This window comes from Burkholderia cepacia complex sp. TUM26381 (assembly GCF_057439935.1).
In genome coordinates, this window is sequence record NZ_CM172007.1 from 2,264,527 (window position 1) to 2,282,900 (window position 18,374).

General features: G+C 66.6%; 13 protein-coding genes and 1 pseudogene. 7 read left to right on the plus strand and 7 right to left on the minus strand.

The features are described from left to right. Positions 1-1,161 (plus strand): porin, encoded by a 1,161-nt coding sequence (locus ACWMMN_RS26810; RefSeq protein WP_059237216.1) that lies wholly within the window; start codon positions 1-3, stop codon positions 1,159-1,161. A 392-nt stretch (positions 1,162-1,553) separates the two neighbouring features. Continuing rightward, entirely contained in the window at positions 1,554-2,027 is a 474-nt protein-coding gene (locus ACWMMN_RS26815) for a VOC family protein (protein WP_059237217.1), read from the plus strand. 150 nt (positions 2,028-2,177) lie between these two features. Here ACWMMN_RS26815 and ACWMMN_RS26820 read toward each other — a convergent pair whose 3' ends face one another. Next, entirely contained in the window at positions 2,178-2,969 is a 792-nt protein-coding gene (locus ACWMMN_RS26820; RefSeq protein ID WP_486423362.1) for an AadA family aminoglycoside 3''-O-nucleotidyltransferase, read from the minus strand. Between the two features lie 307 nt (positions 2,970-3,276). Then, entirely contained in the window at positions 3,277-3,726 is a 450-nt protein-coding gene (locus ACWMMN_RS26825) for an HU family DNA-binding protein (protein ID WP_011548077.1), read from the minus strand. 267 nt (positions 3,727-3,993) lie between these two features. Here ACWMMN_RS26825 and ACWMMN_RS26830 point away from each other — a divergent pair, with 267 nt between their 5' ends. After that, positions 3,994-5,112, plus strand: a complete 1,119-nt coding sequence (locus tag ACWMMN_RS26830) for an acyltransferase family protein (RefSeq protein WP_059237219.1) — start codon at positions 3,994-3,996, stop codon at positions 5,110-5,112. A 380-nt stretch (positions 5,113-5,492) separates the two neighbouring features. On the opposite strand, the gene galU is transcribed toward ACWMMN_RS26830, so the two are convergent. After that, positions 5,493-6,380 (minus strand): UTP--glucose-1-phosphate uridylyltransferase GalU, encoded by an 888-nt coding sequence (gene galU, locus ACWMMN_RS26835; protein ID WP_034185830.1) that lies wholly within the window; start codon positions 6,378-6,380, stop codon positions 5,493-5,495. A gap of 230 nt (positions 6,381-6,610) precedes the next feature. Next, complete coding sequence (locus ACWMMN_RS26840; protein ID WP_006479318.1) at positions 6,611-6,754, minus strand: hypothetical protein; 144 nt, start codon at positions 6,752-6,754, stop codon at positions 6,611-6,613. Positions 6,755-6,971: 217 nt separating this feature from the next. Here ACWMMN_RS26840 and ACWMMN_RS26845 point away from each other — a divergent pair, with 217 nt between their 5' ends. Next, complete coding sequence (locus ACWMMN_RS26845) at positions 6,972-8,147, plus strand: acyltransferase family protein (RefSeq protein ID WP_256086581.1); 1,176 nt, start codon at positions 6,972-6,974, stop codon at positions 8,145-8,147. Between the two features lie 406 nt (positions 8,148-8,553). On the opposite strand, the gene ACWMMN_RS26850 is transcribed toward ACWMMN_RS26845, so the two are convergent. From ACWMMN_RS26850 to ACWMMN_RS26860, 3 genes are read right to left on the minus strand one after another with little or no spacing between them, the layout of a single operon-like run. Then, positions 8,554-11,025: a glycosyltransferase family 4 protein gene (locus ACWMMN_RS26850; protein ID WP_486423363.1), complete on the minus strand. Its 2,472-nt coding sequence runs from the start codon at positions 11,023-11,025 to the stop codon at positions 8,554-8,556. After that, positions 11,022-12,488, minus strand: coding sequence for a flippase (locus tag ACWMMN_RS26855; RefSeq protein ID WP_059237223.1), 1,467 nt, complete (start codon positions 12,486-12,488; stop codon positions 11,022-11,024). The genes ACWMMN_RS26850 and ACWMMN_RS26855 overlap by 4 nt, the downstream gene beginning before the upstream one ends. A gap of 46 nt (positions 12,489-12,534) precedes the next feature. Beyond that, entirely contained in the window at positions 12,535-14,727 is a 2,193-nt protein-coding gene (locus tag ACWMMN_RS26860) for an NHL repeat-containing protein (protein WP_486424101.1), read from the minus strand. Positions 14,728-15,195: 468 nt separating this feature from the next. Between ACWMMN_RS26860 and ACWMMN_RS26865 the strand changes: the two genes are divergently transcribed. From ACWMMN_RS26865 to ACWMMN_RS26875, 3 genes and pseudogenes are all read left to right on the plus strand, one after another. Then, the gene (locus ACWMMN_RS26865; RefSeq protein WP_059237225.1) at positions 15,196-16,260 is read left to right on the plus strand and encodes an acyltransferase family protein; all 1,065 of its coding nucleotides are present in this window, start codon (positions 15,196-15,198) and stop codon (positions 16,258-16,260) included. A 36-nt stretch (positions 16,261-16,296) separates the two neighbouring features. After that, positions 16,297-17,343: a GDP-mannose 4,6-dehydratase gene (gene gmd, locus ACWMMN_RS26870; protein ID WP_059237226.1), complete on the plus strand. Its 1,047-nt coding sequence runs from the start codon at positions 16,297-16,299 to the stop codon at positions 17,341-17,343. Beyond that, positions 17,330-18,289: pseudogene (locus tag ACWMMN_RS26875) on the plus strand (NAD-dependent epimerase/dehydratase family protein); the annotation flags it as partial. The gene gmd and the pseudogene ACWMMN_RS26875, both read left to right, overlap by 14 nt. Positions 18,290-18,374 lie beyond the last annotated feature (85 nt).

Here is an 18,374-nt window from a genome sequence, read left to right on the forward strand (position 1 = left end):
ATGAAGAAGCTTGCTCTCTCGACCCTCTCGCTCGCCCTGCTGGGCGCCGCTGGCGCTGCCCACGCTCAATCGAGCGTGACGCTGTACGGCGTGATCGACACGTCGATTGCCTATGTTCACGGCAATAACGGCCAAGGCAACAACGCGTGGCAAATGCTGTCGGGCAACCTGCAAGGCAGCCGCTTCGGCCTGAAAGGCGCAGAAGACCTCGGCGGTGGCCTGAAGGCGATCTTCCAGTTGGAAAACGGTTTTGATCCGGGCACCGGCCACCTGAACCAGGGCGGTCGCATGTTCGGCCGTCAGGCATTCGTCGGCCTCGAAAGCAACCAGTACGGCACGCTGACGCTCGGCCGCCAGTACGACCCGCTGGTCGACCTGGTCCAGGCAGTCACGGCAGACAACTACTTCGGCAGCACGTTCGCAACGCCGGGCGACGTCGACAACAACGACAACTCGCTGCGCGTCAGCAACGCGATCAAGTACACCTCGCCGGTGTTCGCAGGCTTCCAGGCTGAAGGCATGTACGCCCTCGGCGGCGTGGCAGGCAAGACGGGCGCAGGCCAGACCTGGTCGGTCGCGGCTGCATACAACAACGGCCCGGTCGGCGTTGCTGCAGGCTACTTCTACGCGAACAACCCGTCGCCGACGACCGCTGGCCTGCGCGGCGGCTGGGGCTCGACGACGTCGGACAACATCGTCGACGGCCCGATCAACGCAGCTTACGTGACGGCGAAGTCGATCGCGATCGCACAAGTTGCTGGTCAGTACGTGATCGGCCCGGTGACGCTCGGCCTCGGCTACAGCAACGCACAGTACAAGCCGGATGCAGCCTCGGGCTTCAGCTCGACCCAGAAGTACAACACGGGCCGCGCGTTCGCGACGTACCAGATCACGCCGCCGCTGCTGCTGGGCCTCGGCTACTCGTACACGAAGGCTAGCGGCAACACGGACGCCAAGTACCATCAGGTTTCGCTGGGCGCGGACTACTCGCTGTCGAAGCGCACGGACGTCTACCTGGTCGGCGCCTATCAGCACGCAAGCGGCACGCAGCTGAACGCAGACGGCACGACGTCGGCAGCGCAAGCTTCGATCGGCTCGTACGGCATCGCCGGCACGAAGTCGCAAGAGCTGGTCGCTCTCGGCCTGCGCCACAAGTTCTAAGAAGTACGTTTCCGGCGTGCATGGCGTCTCCGACGCCTTGCCGCCGATCTGGAAAGCCAGTCCCGGTTTCGGCCGCGGCTGGCTTTTTTTTCGTCCCCCCGGCAGACAGGCCGGCACGCCCTGCGCGGGTCGCCGCGCAAAAACCGGCCCCCGCATACGTCGGCCAGCCGCCAGCGGCACCAGGCGGCTGCTAGGCACCCGAAACACCGTTTCCGGAAGCGCGGGCAGCTCGCCATTTCTCCGCACGACGACTACCATCCGCACTGCCGGCGTCGACCGGCTCGTCCGGTACGACGATTGTTTGCCCCGCGTGTCGATTTCGGCAGGCGTCGTCCGTCGTATCGAAGGCGGCACATGATTTGCCCCGGTCCCATACAGACAGGAGATTCGTCATGACGATTCAGAAGATCACGCCTTTTCTCTGGTATTCGACGGAAGCCGAAGAAGCAGCGGCCTTCTATGCAGGCATCTTTCCCGATTCGCGCATCGTGCGCGTCACCGCCGTGCCGGGCACCGACGGCACGCGGATGGTCGAGTTCGAACTGTTCGGGCAACCGTTCTTTGCGATGAGCCACGCGCGCACGGAGTCGTTCAACCACGCGATCTCGCTGCTGGTCAGTTGCGCCGACCAGGCGGAACTCGACCGCTACTGGAACGCCCTGCTCGACAACGGCGGCACGGCCGACGCCTGCGGCTGGCTGAGGGACCGTTATGGCGTGTCGTGGCAGATCGTTCCGGAAGCGCTCATCCCGATGATGACCGACCGCGACCCGGTCAAGGCGGCGCGCGTGGCAGCGGCGATGATGCAGATGATCAAGTTCGACGACGCCGCGCTGAAGGCGGCCTTTGCAGGCACGGCGGACTGACGAAACGCGCCGGGCTGCGCCGGCGTGACGCCGCACCGGGCGCCGACGGCCACCCGGCTCGACGGTTTGCGCGTGCAGCCGCATCGCAAGCGTTCACGATTCCCGGCGAGCCGGCACGCACACCGGCTGCGTGCATCGCGACGCAAGCGGCTACGCCGACAGCATCGCCTCGACGGTCCGCCGTGCGTAGCCGATGAATGCGGCAAGCGGTTCGCCCGACAGGATTGCCGCGCCCGCTTCGCCACCGAGATAGGCGTCGCGCGCAGCCGCCGCAACCGGCCGGTGCGCGTGCGGCAAGCGCTCCAGCACCCATGCCGCTGCAACGTCCTTGGGCGCGATCCTGCCGGTCGCGGCGCTGTACCAGATGCGCGCGAGCGCAAGCACCACGTTGCACTCGTCGCCGCGCCAGTCCGGTTCGGCCTCCCACTGCGCAACGGTCGCGAGCAGCGCGGCGACGAAATCGCGTGCGGGCACCGGCTCGAACAACACGGCCGCGGACGGCCCGGCCAACGCGACACTGTGCTGTCGCGCCGTCGTCAGCAAAATCGCCAGATCGTGATCGACGCGCGCCGGTTCGACGATGCCGGCTTCGAGGTCGCGGCGCAGCCATTCGCCGAACTGCAGTTCGCGTCGCGCCGGATGGCGCCACGGCACCACGTCATCGTGTGCGACGACGGTGACCTCCAGCGCGCGCATGCCGCCGGTACAACCGGGCGGCGCCGATGCAGCGAGCAGATCGCGCATCAACGCACGTCGCACTGTTTCGGCGGGCCGTGCCGCCGCCGTCACCAGCAAATCGATGTCGCTGCGCGGTTTCAATCCGCCGTCGAGCGCCGAGCCGAACAGGTGGATGGCTTCCAGCGTCGCGCCGAGATGCCGCTCGATCGCGGCGCGTGCGGCCGCGACCTGTACGGCGATTTCGTCCGGGATGCATTCAGTCACGACGGCGGGCCTTGCGATGCGCGCGCAACGGGTATCGCGGGAGCAACGCGTGCAACGGTTGCGGCGGGACAGCCTCCCGAGCAACCGCGGTTTGCAATTCGCCGTTCGGCATGACGCAGGTGCGGCTGCGACCGGCGATGCGTCGCGCATCGCGCATCGTGCGTCGTGCTGCACATCCCCGCCGCGCCGCAGATTCGCAGCCGCGCGATTTGCGCAGCGCAATAAAAATCCCCGCACGCTTTCGCGTACGGGGATCGCAGGACACTGCAACCGCTGCCGACATGCATTCGGCAGCCGTTGCGCAGCATTACGCTGCCGCGTCCTTCAGCTTCTTCAGCGCACGTGCCTTCACGCGCACGCTGGCCGGCTTCGCCGGGAACCAGCGCTCTTCGCCCGTGAACGGATCCTTGCCGAAGCGCTTCTTCTTCGCCGGCACGACTTGCGCCGTGATCTTCAGCAGACCCGGCAGCGTGAATTCGCCTGCGCCCTTCTTGTGGACCGAGCCCAGCACGACGTTCTCGAGTGCGACGAGCACTGCCTTGACCGCCTTCACTTCGACAGCTGCGCGCTCAGCGATGTGCGTTGCGAGCGATGCCTTCGTGAACTTGTCCTTCAGCGGCGTCGGAGCAGCCGGTGCTGCCTTCGCGACAGCCTTCTTGGCCACTACTTTCTTCGCCGGCGCAGCCTTTTTGGCAGCCACTTTCTTGGTGGCCGGTGCGGCAGCCTTCTTGGCCACCTTTTTTGCGGAAGTCGCCATGTTTCTCCTACCAGGTGTGGTCGTTGGATACACGAAGCGTGCAACGCGCGCGCTTCAACGCCGGATTCTACAAGCGCCTTGACGCTTCGTGCAGTACTTTTATGCGTTTTCGCGGGGTTTCCCGCAGGTTTTGTTGCACACGACCGACTTCATCGACGCTCGAGCATCAAAAAACGCCTTTACGTATACGTCCAAACGAGCCCGAACGCGAATTACGTTCGATATTTGCGCACCTATACTGGGCTCGCTCAATGCCCGGATGCCTCCATGCGCGAAGCCAGATACGTCAAAGGACTCGACGGCCTGCGAGCCCTCGCCGTCATCCTCGTTTTCCTGTCCCACAAGGGCCACGTCCTTGCCGTCGACGTCGGCAAGCTTGGTGTGTGGACGTTTTTCCTCATCAGCGGATTCCTGATCGTCGGCGAGCTGCATCGCAACCGCCAGGCCGTCGAGTGCGGCACCATGACGCGCCGCCACGCGTTCGCGCTGTTCCTCGCGAAGCGCGCGCTGCGGATCTTTCCCGTGTACTACCTGCTGCTCGCCGCGCTCGCGATCGCGCACGCGCTGTTCTACCAGCGCGGCGTCAACCTCGGGCTCGCGTGGCACGCGGCGTTCCTGTCGAATTACTGGATCGGCGTCGTGAAGGACGGCTGGCCGGGCTCCACCTCGCACTTCTGGAGCCTCGCCGTTGAACAGCAGTTCTATCTGATCGCCCCGCTCGCGCTGCTCGCGGTGCCTGCTGCGCGACACGTCGCGCTCGGTATCGCGGCCGTCGCGCTGTGCGCGGTCGCGCATCTCGCGCTCTACCTGTCGGATGCGTCGCCGGTGCTGATCTACGCGTTTTCGCCGTGGAATTTCGCACTGATCGCGCTCGGCGGCGTCGGTGCGATGGCGCTTGCCGACCGCGGCGCGGCCGCCGTGCGCCGTGTTCCACCCGGCTGGCTCGGCGCGGCAGGCGTCGTGTTCTTCCTCGCGCTGCCCGCGTGCACGACGTTGCCGGACGCAGTCGCGGGGCTCGCGGATCTCGGCCTGTCCGCGTCGCTCGGCGCGCTGATGCTGTGGATCGTCAGCGAACCCGACCATCCCGTCGTCGCGCTGCTCGACTGGGGCCCGCTCGTCTATCTCGGCACGATCAGCTACGGCTTCTACCTGTTCCACAACCTGATTCCGACGCGCTTCGGCGTGCTGCCCGCGTCCTTCGCGCACGTGCCGATGCCGGAAATCGTCCGCGACACGCTGCCCGAAATGCTGCAATTCGCGCTGGCCGTGCTGCTCGCGCACTTGTCCTGGCGCTATCTCGAAAAGCGGCTGCTCGACTTCAAGAAGCCGATCGCCGCGATGCTCGCCCGGCACTTCACTGCGCAACCGAGCGCGTCGCCGCGCTGAGCGTCGCGCGGACACGCACAAGAGCGCGGAAGGAAACAACACGCCCCGTCACGCCCGGGAGCCGATCCCGGCGATGCGCACCGCGTACTCGCGCGCCTCCGGCGAACCCGGATCCAGCGCGCGCATCGACGTGCATCGCGCCGGCGAACTCGCCGAGCCGCTTGCCCGGACGGACGCTTCGGCACCGGTTTCAGGCGCGGCGCCCTACTTCGCCGGCGCACTCCGCTGCGCACGCGGCACCGCCCGCCACCCGAATCCGGCACGACGCGCCGGACGCACGCACCAGGATCGCGCGCCCGCACATGCAAAAAAGCCCCGGCGCCTGAGCGGCCGGGGCCAACGGAACAACCACCACCTGAAACAACGGAGCGCGCGGCTGCTTATGCGACAGCAGCCAGCGCGGGCAAGCAGGTACGCAGGTACGCCTCGAATTCGCGGCTGACTTCCGGATGCTGGAGCGCCAGCTCGACGGTTGCCTTGAGATAGCCGATCTTGCTGCCGCAGTCGAAGCGCGTGCCGAAGTAGCGATACGCGAGCACCTGCTCGTTCGCGAGCAGCGACTGGACCGCATCGGTCAGTTGCAGTTCACCACCGGCGCCCGGCTTGAGCTTGCGCAGATGATCGAAGATCGTCGGCATGAACACGTAGCGGCCGACCACGCCGAGATTCGACGGCGCGTCCTCGGGCGCCGGCTTCTCGATGATGCCCGACAGCTTGATGACGTCCTCTTCCCATTCACGGCCTTCTACGACGCCGTACGAGCGGCTGTCCTCGCGTGCGATCGTTTCGACGCCGATCACCGAGCTGTGATAGTGGTCGAACACGTCGACGAGTTGCTTGAGCACCGGCTGTTCGCCGTGCAGCAGGTCGTCGGCGAGGATCACCGCGAACGGCTCGCCGTGCACGAGCTTCTCCGCGCACAGCACCGCATGGCCGAGACCGAGCGCTTCCGGCTGGCGCACGTAGAAGCAGTTGACGTTGCTCGGCTTGATGCCGCGCACGAGTTCCAGCAGCTTTTCCTTGCCGCGCGCCTCGAGTTCGGCCTCGATCTCGTACGACTTGTCGAAGTGATCTTCGATCGCGCGCTTGCTGCGCCCGGTGACGAAGATCATCTCGGTGATACCGGCGTTGATCGCTTCCTCGACCGCGTACTGAATCAGCGGCTTGTCGACGACGGGCAACATCTCCTTCGGGCTCGCCTTCGTTGCCGGGAGGAACCGCGTGCCGAGACCGGCAACGGGGAACACGGCCTTGGTGACTTTCAACATGTTCGCATCCTGATTGCGTTGACTGCGCCGCGTCGCCCAGCGACCCGGCGCGATTGTGTTCCGAACGGCATATCGAGAATCGACGGCACTGCCAATTCCACTCCGCTCATTTTCGATATGGACTGAATGCCCAATGATCCCGGAAAAAATATAATCCTTTCAATCCGGTCGATACTGCCGGATCGCATGCCGGCGCAGAAACAAATTACCGATTCTCCGGATACAAATTCTTACGATTCAAATTCCTCGATATAGGGCACGCCGCCCCGCTCGAGGCCCGGCCGAATCGGTTCGTTCTTCAGCGCCTCGCGGTACGCCGACAGCACGGCCATGACCAGCAGTACTGCAGCGCTCGCGATCCAATGCATGTCCATCTTGCCGCTCCTTGCATCAATCATCTGGAGCTTCAAACTATCAGAAAAAAATCGGCAAATAATTGAAGCCCCCCGTGGAACCGCTTTCGGATCGCGATAAACCCATGATGTGGAATACCGATATTTCCCGGCGAGATTTTTTTATTCATTGATCGAATTCTTGCGCATTACGATTGAATGAAACTCCCCGTCAATCCGTCGCAAGGAACCGAATCGCATGCAAGCTTTCAGCGGATCGTCTCTGACCGCGCCGCCCGTCGCCGATCACAAGGAACACGTGATCGACGCGATGCGCGGTTTCGCGGCGCTGCTCGTCGCCTATTTCCACTGCCGCCAGATCGTCTGGGTCGGCATGCAGAGCTTCCATCAGGCTTACGGTCATGCACTGAACCCGGGCGTGATCGCCGGTTACCTGACCTTCCCGTTCGCGTGGGGCTCCGCCGGCGTGCCGATCTTCTTCGTGATCAGCGGCTACTGCATCCACCGCAACGCGGCGCTCAAGCTCGCGGCCAATCCTGCGTACCGTCTCGACGCGCCCAACTTCTGGGTGCGCCGGTTCGCGCGCATCTACCCGGTGCTGCTCGCCGCCCTGCTGTTCACGCTCGCGCTCGACTCGGTCAGCCTGCAAATCGAGCCCGTCAGCCACAAGATCCGCGACGTCGGCCTCCTCGCGTTCCTCGTGAACCTGTTCTCGCTGCAAGGCGTGGCCGGCTACACGTACGGGTCGAACGGCGCACTGTGGACGCTGTCGCTCGAAGTGCAGTTCTACGCGATCTACCCGCTGCTGTTCGCGCTGCGCCGCCGGATCGGCATGCCGGCCGTGGTGGCCGCGGTCGCGCTCGTCAACGTCGCGTCGGCATGGCTGCTCGAACGGCACGACCTGCAGTTCTTCACGTCGTACTGGCTGTCCTGGACGATCGGCGCGTGGATTGCCGATGTGCGCGCGCAGCAGGCGCGCGGCGCGGCCACCGTACCGTCGCGCGCGTGGTACGCCGCGGCCGCCGTGCTGCTGGCCGCCGGCTGCGGCGCATTCCATTTCGGCCAGTACGGCGCCTTCCAGCTGTGGTCGGCCGGCTTCGCGTGCTTCCTGTACCGCGCGCTCGCCCGCCCGCCGCGCCCGACACCGCCGCTGCGGGTGCTGAGCTGGTTCGGCGACTTCAGCTATTCGCTGTACCTGGTCCACCTGCCGCTGTTCGTCTGCCTCGGCTCGGTGCTGTTCCACTCCGAGCTGCAACTGTCGATCTGGCCGTCGTTCGCGTTCATGGCCGCCGCGATCCCGGTCGCCTACCTGTTCTACCGGATGTTCGAGCGGCCGGCGATGCTGTGGTCGGCCAGCTTCAAGCCCGCACGCCCTGCCCGCGTGGCCACGCCGGCGCCCGAACGGGCCGTCTGACGGAATTGGCCGGGTTTCGACGCCCCCGTCCGGCATTGGGCCGTGCGGGGGCTTTTTCATGGCCGGCACGCGGTTGCGTGCCGGGTTGCGCGGGATGGGGCAGCCTACGGCGGTCCGGTCGCGCTACGGCCCGCGTGGGCTGCCTCTGGCCGGTTTCCGCCGCATGACTGCCCCCGCGCGGGATGTCGCTTCACGATCGCCCTCGAAACGCGACCGGTCGATTTCGCACCTCGCACCTCGCACCTCGCACCTCGCACCTCGCACCTCGCACCTCGCGCCTCTCCCGCGCCTTGCCAACCACCCCGCCCGCCACTCGCCCGCAAGCCACGCGCCCCGAAAAGCAAAGCCCCCACGCGGCTCAACACCGCATGAGGGCCCGTTTCCCGCCGGCGCGCGCCGGCTACCGCTACGACTTCTTCGCCTTCGCGGCCTTCGCGGCTTTCGCCGTATCCGACAGGATCTTCTCGACCCGCTCCACGTAGGTTTCGGTCCCGAACCGGCGCACCGCGGTCGCGCGCCCGCTCGCGACGAGCCGCTCGCGCAGCGCGCCGTCGCGCTTCAGCGTAGCCAGCGCGTCGGCCAGCGCGGCGGCGTCACCCGGCTCGCAGAGCAGCCCGTTGTCGCCGTCCTCGATGATCTCGACGACACCGCCCGCGCGGGCCGCGACAACCGGCCGGCGCGCGAGCATTCCCTCGACGATCACGCGCCCGAACGGCTCCGGCGTGATCGACGTATGTGCGACGACGTCCACCGCCGTCATGCAGGCGGCCACGTCGCGCTGGAACCCGAGGAAATGCACGCGCTCGTCCATCCCGTGCCGCGCGACGTATTCGTGCAGCTGCGCCGCATAGTCGTCCTCGCCGAACAGCGGCGCGCCGACCAGCACCACGTGCATGTCGGGATGCCGCGCGGCGGCTTCCAGCAGCACGTGCTGCCCCTTCCAGCGCGCGAGACGGCTGAACGAGCCGACGAGCCACGCCGCCCCCGGCAACCCGAGGCGGGCGCGCAGCGAGGCCTGGCTGACGCCGTCCAGCGCATCGAACGGTTCGGCCGAAATACCGTTGAACACGACGTCGACGTGCTGCGGCGTGAAGCCCGTCAGCGCACGGAACGCCTGCGCGGACGCGTCGGAGTTCGCGATCACGCGCGTGACGCCGAGCCGCGCGCAGTACTTGATCGCCAGCAACTGCTTGCTGCCGAAATGGTCGGTGCTGACGATGTCGCGCAGGTGCCAGACCACCGGCTTGCGGGCGAGCCGCCCGGCGAGCGCGGCGACCACCATCGCACGCTGCGTGTTCGCGTAGATCACCTCGGCGCGGCGCGCGCGGCGCGCGACGTCGCGCACCAGCCGCACAAGCTGCTTCACCGCGCCGGGCGACACGCCGCCCTGCTTGCGCACGCCCGCGAGCGCGCCCTGCTCGACCACGTCGACACGCGCGCCGATCTCGTCGAGCGCCGCGCGGAACGGGCCGTCGTCGAACAGCAGCACGTCGGCGTTCGCGCGCATGTGCTTCATGATCTCGAGCAGCGACAGCTCGGCGCCGCCGAGCACGCCGCTCTGGTCGAGCACGAGCGTCGCCGGGCCGCGCGCGGCCGGCATCGGTGCGGCCGCGCCGCGCTGCGCGGTCGAGCCGGGCAGCGCCGCCTCCACATAGTCGAGGAAGCGCCGCCGGAACGTATCGGCGGAAAACCGCGCCGCGTTCGCGCGGCAGGCGACTGGCGTGAAACGCTGCGGCGCCCGCTCGAAATCGTCGACTGCCGCGATAACCGCGTGCGGCGTCTGTTCGTCGAAGAACAGCCCGGTCGGGTTCAGGTTCGATTGCGGATCGAGCACGGTCTCGAGCGCGCCGCCCTTGCCGTACGCGATCACCGGCGTGCCGCACGCCTGCGCCTCGACCACTGAAATCCCGAAATCCTCCTCGGCCGCGAACACGAACGCCTTCGCGCGCCGCATCCGGTCGTGCAGCACCGCGAACGGCTGGTAGCCCATGATCTCGACGTTCGGGCCGGCCTTCGCGCGGATCTTCTGCATCTCGGGGCCGTCGCCGATCACGACGAGCTTGCGCTCGGGCGTGCGCGAAAACGCTTCGACGATCAGGTCGATCTTCTTGTACGGCACCATCCGCGACGCGGTCAGGTAGAAATCCTCCTTCTCCGCGTTCAGCGAAAACGCGTCGACGTCGACCGGCGGGAAGATCACCGCCGCGTCGCGGTGGTAGACCTTCTTGATGCGCCGCGCGATGAACGCGGAATTCGCGACGAAGCCGTCCACCGCATTCGCGGTGCGCGTGTCCCAGTTGCGGATGTAATGCAGGATCATCCGCGCGAGCAGCGATTTCGGCCCGTGCGTGAGATTCGACTGCTCCAGATACTGGTGCTGCAGGTCCCATGCATAGCGGATCGGCGAATGCACGTAGCTGATGTGCACCTGGTCCGGCCCCGTCAGCACGCCCTTCGCGACCGCGTGGCTGCTCGAGATCACGAGGTCGTACTCCGACACGTCGAGCTGCTCGATCGCGAGCGGCATCAGCGGCAGGTAACTGCGGTATTTGGTGCGCGCGAACGGCAGTTTCTGGATGAACGACGTCGTCACCGGCTTGCCGCGCACGAACGCGCGGTCGTCGAGAAAATCGACGAGGCTGAACAGGTCGGCGTCGGGAAAGCACGCGACGATCTGTTCGAGCACGCGCTCGGCCCCGGCATAGGTGACGAGCCAGTCGTGGACGATCGCCACGCGCAGCGCGCGTGACGGCTGCCGCGCGCCGGCCCGCTCGGCCGGCACCGGCCGGCGCAGCGTGGCGACATCGCCGGCTTCGGCCACGACGGCATCGGCCGTGGCGAGATTCAATACGGCGTGTTCCGCCAGATCGCGATTCATACGGTTTTCCTCGCATTGAGACGGACAAACAGGTCGCGCACGAGCGCGCGCAATCCCGGCGTCATCGTGAGCGACCACGCAACGTTCAGCACCAGCACGACCGCGCACATGCCGATCGACTCGCCGAGCCCCGGCCATGCCTGCGCCAGAAACAGGCTCGCGAGCAGGAAGGCGAGATGCGCGAGCATGTCGAGCACGATCGCGCGCATCCGGATCGCCGACAGATACAGCAGCACGCCGTAGTCGACGAGCGCGCGCGCCGCGACGACCACCGCCGCGCCGATCAGCCCGAAGTGATGAATGCCGAACCACAGGCCGCCGACGAAGAACGGCATCTCGACCAGCCCGGCGAATGCCGCGCGGGCCGGATTGACCTGCGACTGGATCAGGATCCGCGTGACGCTCGCCTGGCCGACGAGCCACACGCTGACCACCAGCACGCGGCCGACCGGCGCCGAATGCACGGCGAGATCGGCGCCGACCCACAGCGTGAGGAACGGCGCGAGCGCGAAGATCGCGACGATGCCAACCGGCGTGAACACGCCGTTCAGGAATTCGAGCGACTGGCGCGCGAGCGTGTCGGCATGGTCGCGGCCGACCGCCGACAGGCGCGGGAACAGCGTGCGCACGAGCGCGTTCGGCAGCATGTTCAGCCGCGTGACGAGGTTCTGCGGCACCGTGTAGTAGGTGACGAACTTCGCGCCCATGCCGGCGCCGAGCATCACACGGTCGAGCGTGTCGGCGATCATGCTCGTCGTGCTCGCGATCAGCATCCAGCCGCCGAAGTTGAACAGCCCTTTCGCGGTGCCCCACTGCGGCGGGTCGATGCGCCGGATCCCGAGCACCTTGATGCTGGCCTGGCCGAGCATCACCGCCGCGATCAGGCGCGCGACGACGGCCGCCGCGAGCACCGTCTGCAGGTTCGGCGCGATCCACCACGCGGCGCCGAGCGGCAGCAGCTGGAACAGGAACGTGCCGATCGTCTGGTTCGTGTTGAACACGCCGAACCGCTCGGCGCCGTTGATCGCGCCGGCGAACACCCACGACACGTTCGCGAGCGGAATCGCGAGCGCGAGCCACGGCAGCGCGAGATACACCTCGTGCTGCATCGCGGCCGACACCTTCGTGAAGTACGCGGTATAGATGAACGCGCCGAAATAGATCAGCAGCCCGCCGACGATGCCGGTGCCGAGATTCAGCCAGAACGCGCTCCAGAACACGCGCGCGCTTTCGTCGGCGTTGCCGCTCGCGAGCGCCTTCGAGATGTGGTTCTGCGCGGCCATGCTCATCCCGAGATCGAGGATCCCGAAATAGCCGATCAGCGTCCACACGAGGCTGACGACGCCATAGCGCTCGACGCCGAGCGTGTGGATATAGGCGGGCACCGTCACCAGCGACACGAAGGTCGGCAGGATCAGCCCGATGAAGTTGATCGAAACGTTCTTGAGTATGCCTTTGTCCATGCTTAAGCCTTGAGTGACGTCGACGGCGACGACGGCGCGCCGCCCGTCACGGTTTCCAGCGATACATCAGCACCTTGCCGCGCGCGTCTTCCTCGACGAACACGAGGTATTCGCCGTTCTCGCGCCGGAATGCGCTGATGCCGAACGGCACGTCGACCCAGCCGGATGCCTTGCCGACCTCGGTGCCCGGGCTCATCACGCCCACTTCCTTGCCGGTGTCCTTGTCGTACACGTGGATCTTGCCGACCGGCTCCACGGTGAAGAGGTAACGGCCCTCGACCGTGATCCCGATCAGGTCGAAGATCGGCTTCGCATCGAGCTTCCACGGCAGCGCCACCTGGTAGCGCATCACCGGCGAGCCCGTCGACCACTTGTCGAAACGGATCAGCACGCGCCCCACTTCCTTGTTGATGCCCGGCTGCGGCGGCGCGTCGGCCGTGTAGCCGGTCACGTACAGCGTGTCGGTCTGCGGCTCGTAGATCGAACGGCGCAGCTGCGTGAACGGCTGCGGCATCGGGTAGGTCGTGACCTTGTCATACGCGTAGATCGGGTTGCCGGCCTTGTCGACGCCGCCGTACTGGAAGCGATGGATGCCGCGCACGTCGCTGGTGCGCCAGATGTCGCCCTTCGTGTCGACCCACCAGCCCCAGCCGCCCGCCTTCGCCTTGCCGGTCGTGTTGATCTCGGCCTCGTCGGGATCGATCCGGCCGTTGCCGTTCGCGTCGCGCCACAGCCAGTCGCCGCCCGGCGGCTTGTTCGGCACCTTGTCGACCGGCCGCGCGCGGCCCGCGATCAGGCCCGACGGAATCGCGACCTCGCCGTCGCGCTTCGCGTCGAAGCGGTAGATCTTCAGGTGATCGGCGTACATGTCGGTCAGGTACAGGAACGTGCGGCCGTCCAGACGACGCGCGATCGGCATGCCCGGCCACTGGTCGGTGTGGAACACCGGGTCGTCCGGATACTTGAAGCGGTTCGACAGGAAGCCGACGTATTTCCAGTCCTGGCCCGGCGGCTTCGACAGGTCGAGCTCGAAGCGCTTGTTGCCCGTGTACACGCTGTTCGGCCGCGCGGGGTCGAGCCACGCGCCATCGACGAACAGCAGCCCCTGCACCTGCCAGCGCGGCTTGCCGTCCGGCGTATAGCTTTCGAGTACCGCGCCGAGCCCGGCGCCGATCATGTCGTGGCGCGGCCCGATGCCGTTCATCGACACATAAATGTTGCCCGCGCGGTCGACGCCGACGCCCGTCAGCCCGTTGAAGCGCTGCGGCCCCGGCCGCCCCGGCACGGGACCCGCGAAGATGCCGCCGCGCTCGCCGAACGTGCCCGACTGCGCATAGCCCTTGCCGCCTTTCGAGAAAATCAGGATCTGCTGGCGCAGCCCGTTGTCCGCGACGAGCACGCGCCCTTTCGCGTCGACCGCCACGTCCACCGCATCGGTGCCCTCCGGCAGCGCCGGCGCATCGTCGAGCTTGCGGCCGTCGGCTCGCACGTGCACGAGATGCGCGGGCCCGTTCAGCGTATCGGTCAGCAGCCACAGCGTGCCGTCGCCGGCGAGCGCGATGCGGCCCGGCTCGTGCGCGCTCCACGTCCCCTTCTGCTGCATCGTCTCCGCGTCGTAGACATCCACGACGTCACGCGAAGGATTCGTCGCGAACAGCGTCTTGTCGTCGGCCGCGAGGCCGCCCACTTCCGCCTTCGCCTCGCCGACTTCCGGGCGAGCGGGGGCCGGCACCTCGTTCATCATCATGAAGCTCGCGGCCATCCGCGCGCGGCCCGCGTCGGCGCGCCCGCCCGGCGCGACCTGCGGCGACGCGCGAAACGGCGCGGGCTGCTTCATGTCGCCGATCGTGCGGCGCGAGATGCCGAACCACTGCTTGCCCTTGTCCGGCCAGATGCCGGGGGATTGCAGGTGGCCGCGCTCATTGCCGACGCCGATCGCGACATACGCGTACTTGCTGTTCACGGCGATCGCGTTGCCGCCGAGATTGCCCCAGCCGTGCGTGCCGCCGGCGAAGCCGAGCATCTTCCCGTCCTGGTAGACGCTCGCCTCGGCCCCGCTCTCGTCCCACGGCGCATTCGTATACACCTTGCCGTCAGGTGTCACCGCGATCGCGCGGATGTCGATCTGCGTCCAGCTGCCGTCGCCATAGCCGAACGTGTTGCCGATCCACGACGTCGTCGCGGGCAACACCGTTTCGGCCGGTGCAGCGCTCGTCAGCAGCGCTGCGCATACCGTCATGCCAACCAGAATCAGACGTCGCAATGCGCTTCTCCAGACTTGATGCAACCGCGACCGGTATCGCAGCGGATTGCCGCCGGCGCACCCTGTCGCTAAATAGGTTTCAAACGTCGCGATGCAGGTTACAAGCAAAAATAATCACAAGAAATTTGGAAATATTTGGGGATGTTTCTGCCTGAAATATCGAACCGGAACAGGCAGTAAATCGCAGCCGGAAACGGCAATAACGACCGCCTTTCGCTCGCCGTCACGTAGAAAATGCCGCTCCGCACCGCCTGTCGCACGTGCCCGGGCGCGAACCTTTCATCTCATGACCGTAATAATCGACATTTGAATGTTTGTCGTCGGATAAATGACGCGCGTTTTTTTACCGATTTCTTTTCCCTAGAATCAATTTCGATTCGATATCCCATTTAAAGGCATGCAATACGTACACGCATTGGCTACAGGCCGCGCAGGAGCCGGGCGATGACGGCCCGCTCGCGCCCCGCCGACCTCGCCCCGCCGCAACACGGCCGCATCGTGCAGCTCGACGGGCTGCGCGCGATCGCGGTGGGCGCCGTGTTCCTGCAGCACGCGCTGAAGGCGCCGCTGTGGATGGGTGTCGACCTGTTCTTCGTGCTGAGCGGCCTGCTGATCACCGGCATCCTGCTCGATCGCAAGGCGCGCGGGCAGTCGTACTTCAGCCACTTCTACGCGCGCCGCGTGCGCCGCATCCTGCCGCCGTACGTGCTGCTGCTGGTGGTATCGACGATCCTGTTCGGCGCGAGCTGGCTGCCGCACTGGCCGTGGTTCGCGTTTTTCTCGACCAACATCGGGCTGTCGCTCGGCAGCATCGGCCACGACAGCCTGAACGTGCTGTGGTCGCTCGCGGTCGAGGAGCAGTTTTATATTTTCTGGCCGTTCGTCGTGCTGTGGTGCTCGGAGCGCGCGCTGCTGTGGGTCGCCGCCGCGCTGGTCGTCGCCGCACCCGTGCTGCGCGCGATCGCGACGCCGTGGTTCGATTCGTTCTGGCCGATCTACTACCTGACGCCGTTCCGGATGGACCTGCTCGCGGCCGGCGCGCTGCTCGCGATCGTGCTGCGCCGCGACCGGCGCGCGCTGGAGCCGTTCTATCCGCTCGCGATCCTCGGCGCGCTCGTGTCGCTCGCGATCCTCGGCTGGCTGCACCTGTCGTTCCCGCGCTTTCGCGCCGCGAACACACCGCTGTCGAACGCGGCGCTCTACAGCATCTCGCTGCTGCTGTGCACGTCGATCGTCGTGATCGCGCTGCGCGGCCGCGGCCTCGTGCAACGCGTGCTGACCAACCCGATGCTCGTCTACGTCGGCACCGTCAGCTACACCGTCTACCTGATTCACCTGAGCGTGCTGTATGCGCTCTGGCCGCTGCACCTGAACCGCTTCGTCACGGCCGCGCTCGCACTGGCGATCACGCTCGCGTACGCAACCCTGAGCTGGTACGGCTTCGAACGACGCCTGACGCGCGGCCCCGCACGCAGCACGCTGCCGGCCGCCGCCAGCACGACTGCCTGAATTTCCCTATCTATCGATTTCGACAAGGACAACGCCATGACCCAAACTCGCAAGAAGGCCATCATCACGGGGATCACGGGACAGGACGGCGCCTACCTGACCAAGCTGCTGCTCGACAAGGGCTACCAGGTCACGGGGACTTACCGCCGCACCAGCTCGGTCAACCTGTGGCGCATCGCCGAGCTCGGCGTCAACACGCACCCGAACCTCACGCTCGTCGAACATGACCTGACGGACGCCGGCTCGAGCGTGCGGCTGCTGGAACGCACGCAGCCCGACGAGTTGTACAACCTGGCCGCGCAAAGCTTCGTCGGCGTGTCGTTCGAGCAACCGTCCACGACCGCGGACGTCACGGGCCTCGGCCCGCTGCACCTGCTCGAGGCGATCCGCGTCGTGAGCCCGAAGACACGCTTTTACCAGGCATCGACGTCCGAGATGTTCGGCAAGGTGCAGTCGATTCCGCAGACGGAAACGACCTCGTTCTATCCGCGCAGCCCGTACGGCGTCGCGAAGCTGTTCGCGCACTGGATGACCGTGAACTACCGCGAGTCGTATGGCCTGTTCGGCAGCAGCGGGATCCTGTTCAACCACGAATCGCCGCTGCGCGGCCGCGAATTCGTCACCCGCAAGATCACGGACACCGTCGCGAAGATCAAGCTCGGCAAGGCGACGCGCCTCGAGCTCGGCAATCTCGACGCGAAACGCGACTGGGGCTTTGCACTCGAGTACGTCGAAGGGATGTGGCGGATGCTGCAGGTCGACGAACCCGACACCTACGTGCTGGCAACCAACCGGACCGAGACCGTGCGCGACTTCGTGCGGATGGCGTTCGCGGCGGCCGGCTATCAGATCGAGTGGACCGGCAAGGGTGAGCAGGAGCGCGGCCTCGATGTGGCGACGGGCAATGTGCTCGTCGAAGTGAATCCCAAGTTCTACCGCCCCGCGGAAGTCGATCTGCTGATCGGTTGCGCGGACAAGGCCAAAAGCAAGCTCGGCTGGGCGCCGGAAACGACGCTCGAACAGCTTTGCCAGATGATGGTCGAGGCGGATCTGACGCGGAACCAACACCATGACACGTTCTGATATCGAACACGCGCCGCGCCGTGCATTCGTCACGGGCCTGACGGGTTTCACCGGCCGTTACATGGCGCAGCATCTCGAAGCCGCCGGCTACGAAGTCTGGGGGACGGTCGCGCCCGGCTCGCCGCCCACCGACGATCCGGTGTTCGCGAACTGCACGCTGCTGCCGGTCGACCTGCTCGACGCGGACGCGGTGCGCGCAGCGGCCGCCGACGCCCAGCCCGACGCGGTCGTGCATCTCGCCGCACGAGCGCACGTCGCACACGACGAACCGTCGCAAACCTACGCGGTCAACGTCGTCGGCACGCGCAACCTGCTGGCCGCGCTCGCGGGTCTCGACCGCCGCCCGTCGGCCGTGCTGCTCGCGAGCAGCGCGAACATCTACGGCAACTCGACGGCCGGCGTGCTCGACGAGAACGTCCCGCCCGCCCCCGCGAACGACTACGCGATCAGCAAGCTCGCGATGGAATATGCGGCGAAGCTGTGGGCCGACCGGCTGCCGATCGTGATTGCGCGGCCGTTCAACTACACGGGTGTCGGCCAGAGCGATGCGTATCTGCTGCCGAAGCTCGTCGCACACTACGCGCGCAACGAACCGCGGATCTCGCTCGGCAATCTCGACGTGCGGCGCGATTTCTCCGACGTGCGCGACGTGACGGCTGCGTACCTGAAGCTGATCGAAACCGCGCCCGCCGGCGAGATACTCAACGTCTGCTCGGAGCGCGCGTATTCGCTGAAGGAAGTGCTGGCGATCCTGTCGCGCATCGCCGGCTACGTGATCGACGTGACGATCGATCCGCGCTTCGTGCGGCACAACGAGGTGAAGAGCCTGAGCGGGTCGCGTGACAAACTGCGGCGCGCGGTGGGCGAACTGCCCGTCACGCCGCTCGATGAAACGCTGCGATGGATGGTGAGCGCGGTGCGCAATGACCTGCCGGCGGACGCACCGCCGGCATCCGCACGCCCGCTGAACGGATCGCGCACGCGCGAAGGCGTGCGGCGCGACTATGTCGCCGATGGCGACAGGACGTCCG

Coding starts and splice junctions, on each gene's coding strand:
- ACWMMN_RS26860 (WP_486424101.1), bottom strand. CDS start 14,727: ATGACGGTATGCGCAGCGCTGCTGACGAGCGCTGCACCGGCCGAAACG.
- ACWMMN_RS26845 (WP_256086581.1), top strand. CDS start 6,972: ATGCAAGCTTTCAGCGGATCGTCTCTGACCGCGCCGCCCGTCGCCGAT.
- ACWMMN_RS26840 (WP_006479318.1), bottom strand. CDS start 6,754: ATGGACATGCATTGGATCGCGAGCGCTGCAGTACTGCTGGTCATGGCC.
- ACWMMN_RS26865 (WP_059237225.1), top strand. CDS start 15,196: ATGACGGCCCGCTCGCGCCCCGCCGACCTCGCCCCGCCGCAACACGGC.
- ACWMMN_RS26825 (WP_011548077.1), bottom strand. CDS start 3,726: ATGGCGACTTCCGCAAAAAAGGTGGCCAAGAAGGCTGCCGCACCGGCC.
- ACWMMN_RS26810 (WP_059237216.1), top strand. CDS start 1: ATGAAGAAGCTTGCTCTCTCGACCCTCTCGCTCGCCCTGCTGGGCGCC.
- ACWMMN_RS26830 (WP_059237219.1), top strand. CDS start 3,994: ATGCGCGAAGCCAGATACGTCAAAGGACTCGACGGCCTGCGAGCCCTC.
- ACWMMN_RS26815 (WP_059237217.1), top strand. CDS start 1,554: ATGACGATTCAGAAGATCACGCCTTTTCTCTGGTATTCGACGGAAGCC.
- ACWMMN_RS26855 (WP_059237223.1), bottom strand. CDS start 12,488: ATGGACAAAGGCATACTCAAGAACGTTTCGATCAACTTCATCGGGCTG.
- ACWMMN_RS26850 (WP_486423363.1), bottom strand. CDS start 11,025: ATGAATCGCGATCTGGCGGAACACGCCGTATTGAATCTCGCCACGGCC.
- gmd (WP_059237226.1), top strand. CDS start 16,297: ATGACCCAAACTCGCAAGAAGGCCATCATCACGGGGATCACGGGACAG.
- galU (WP_034185830.1), bottom strand. CDS start 6,380: ATGTTGAAAGTCACCAAGGCCGTGTTCCCCGTTGCCGGTCTCGGCACG.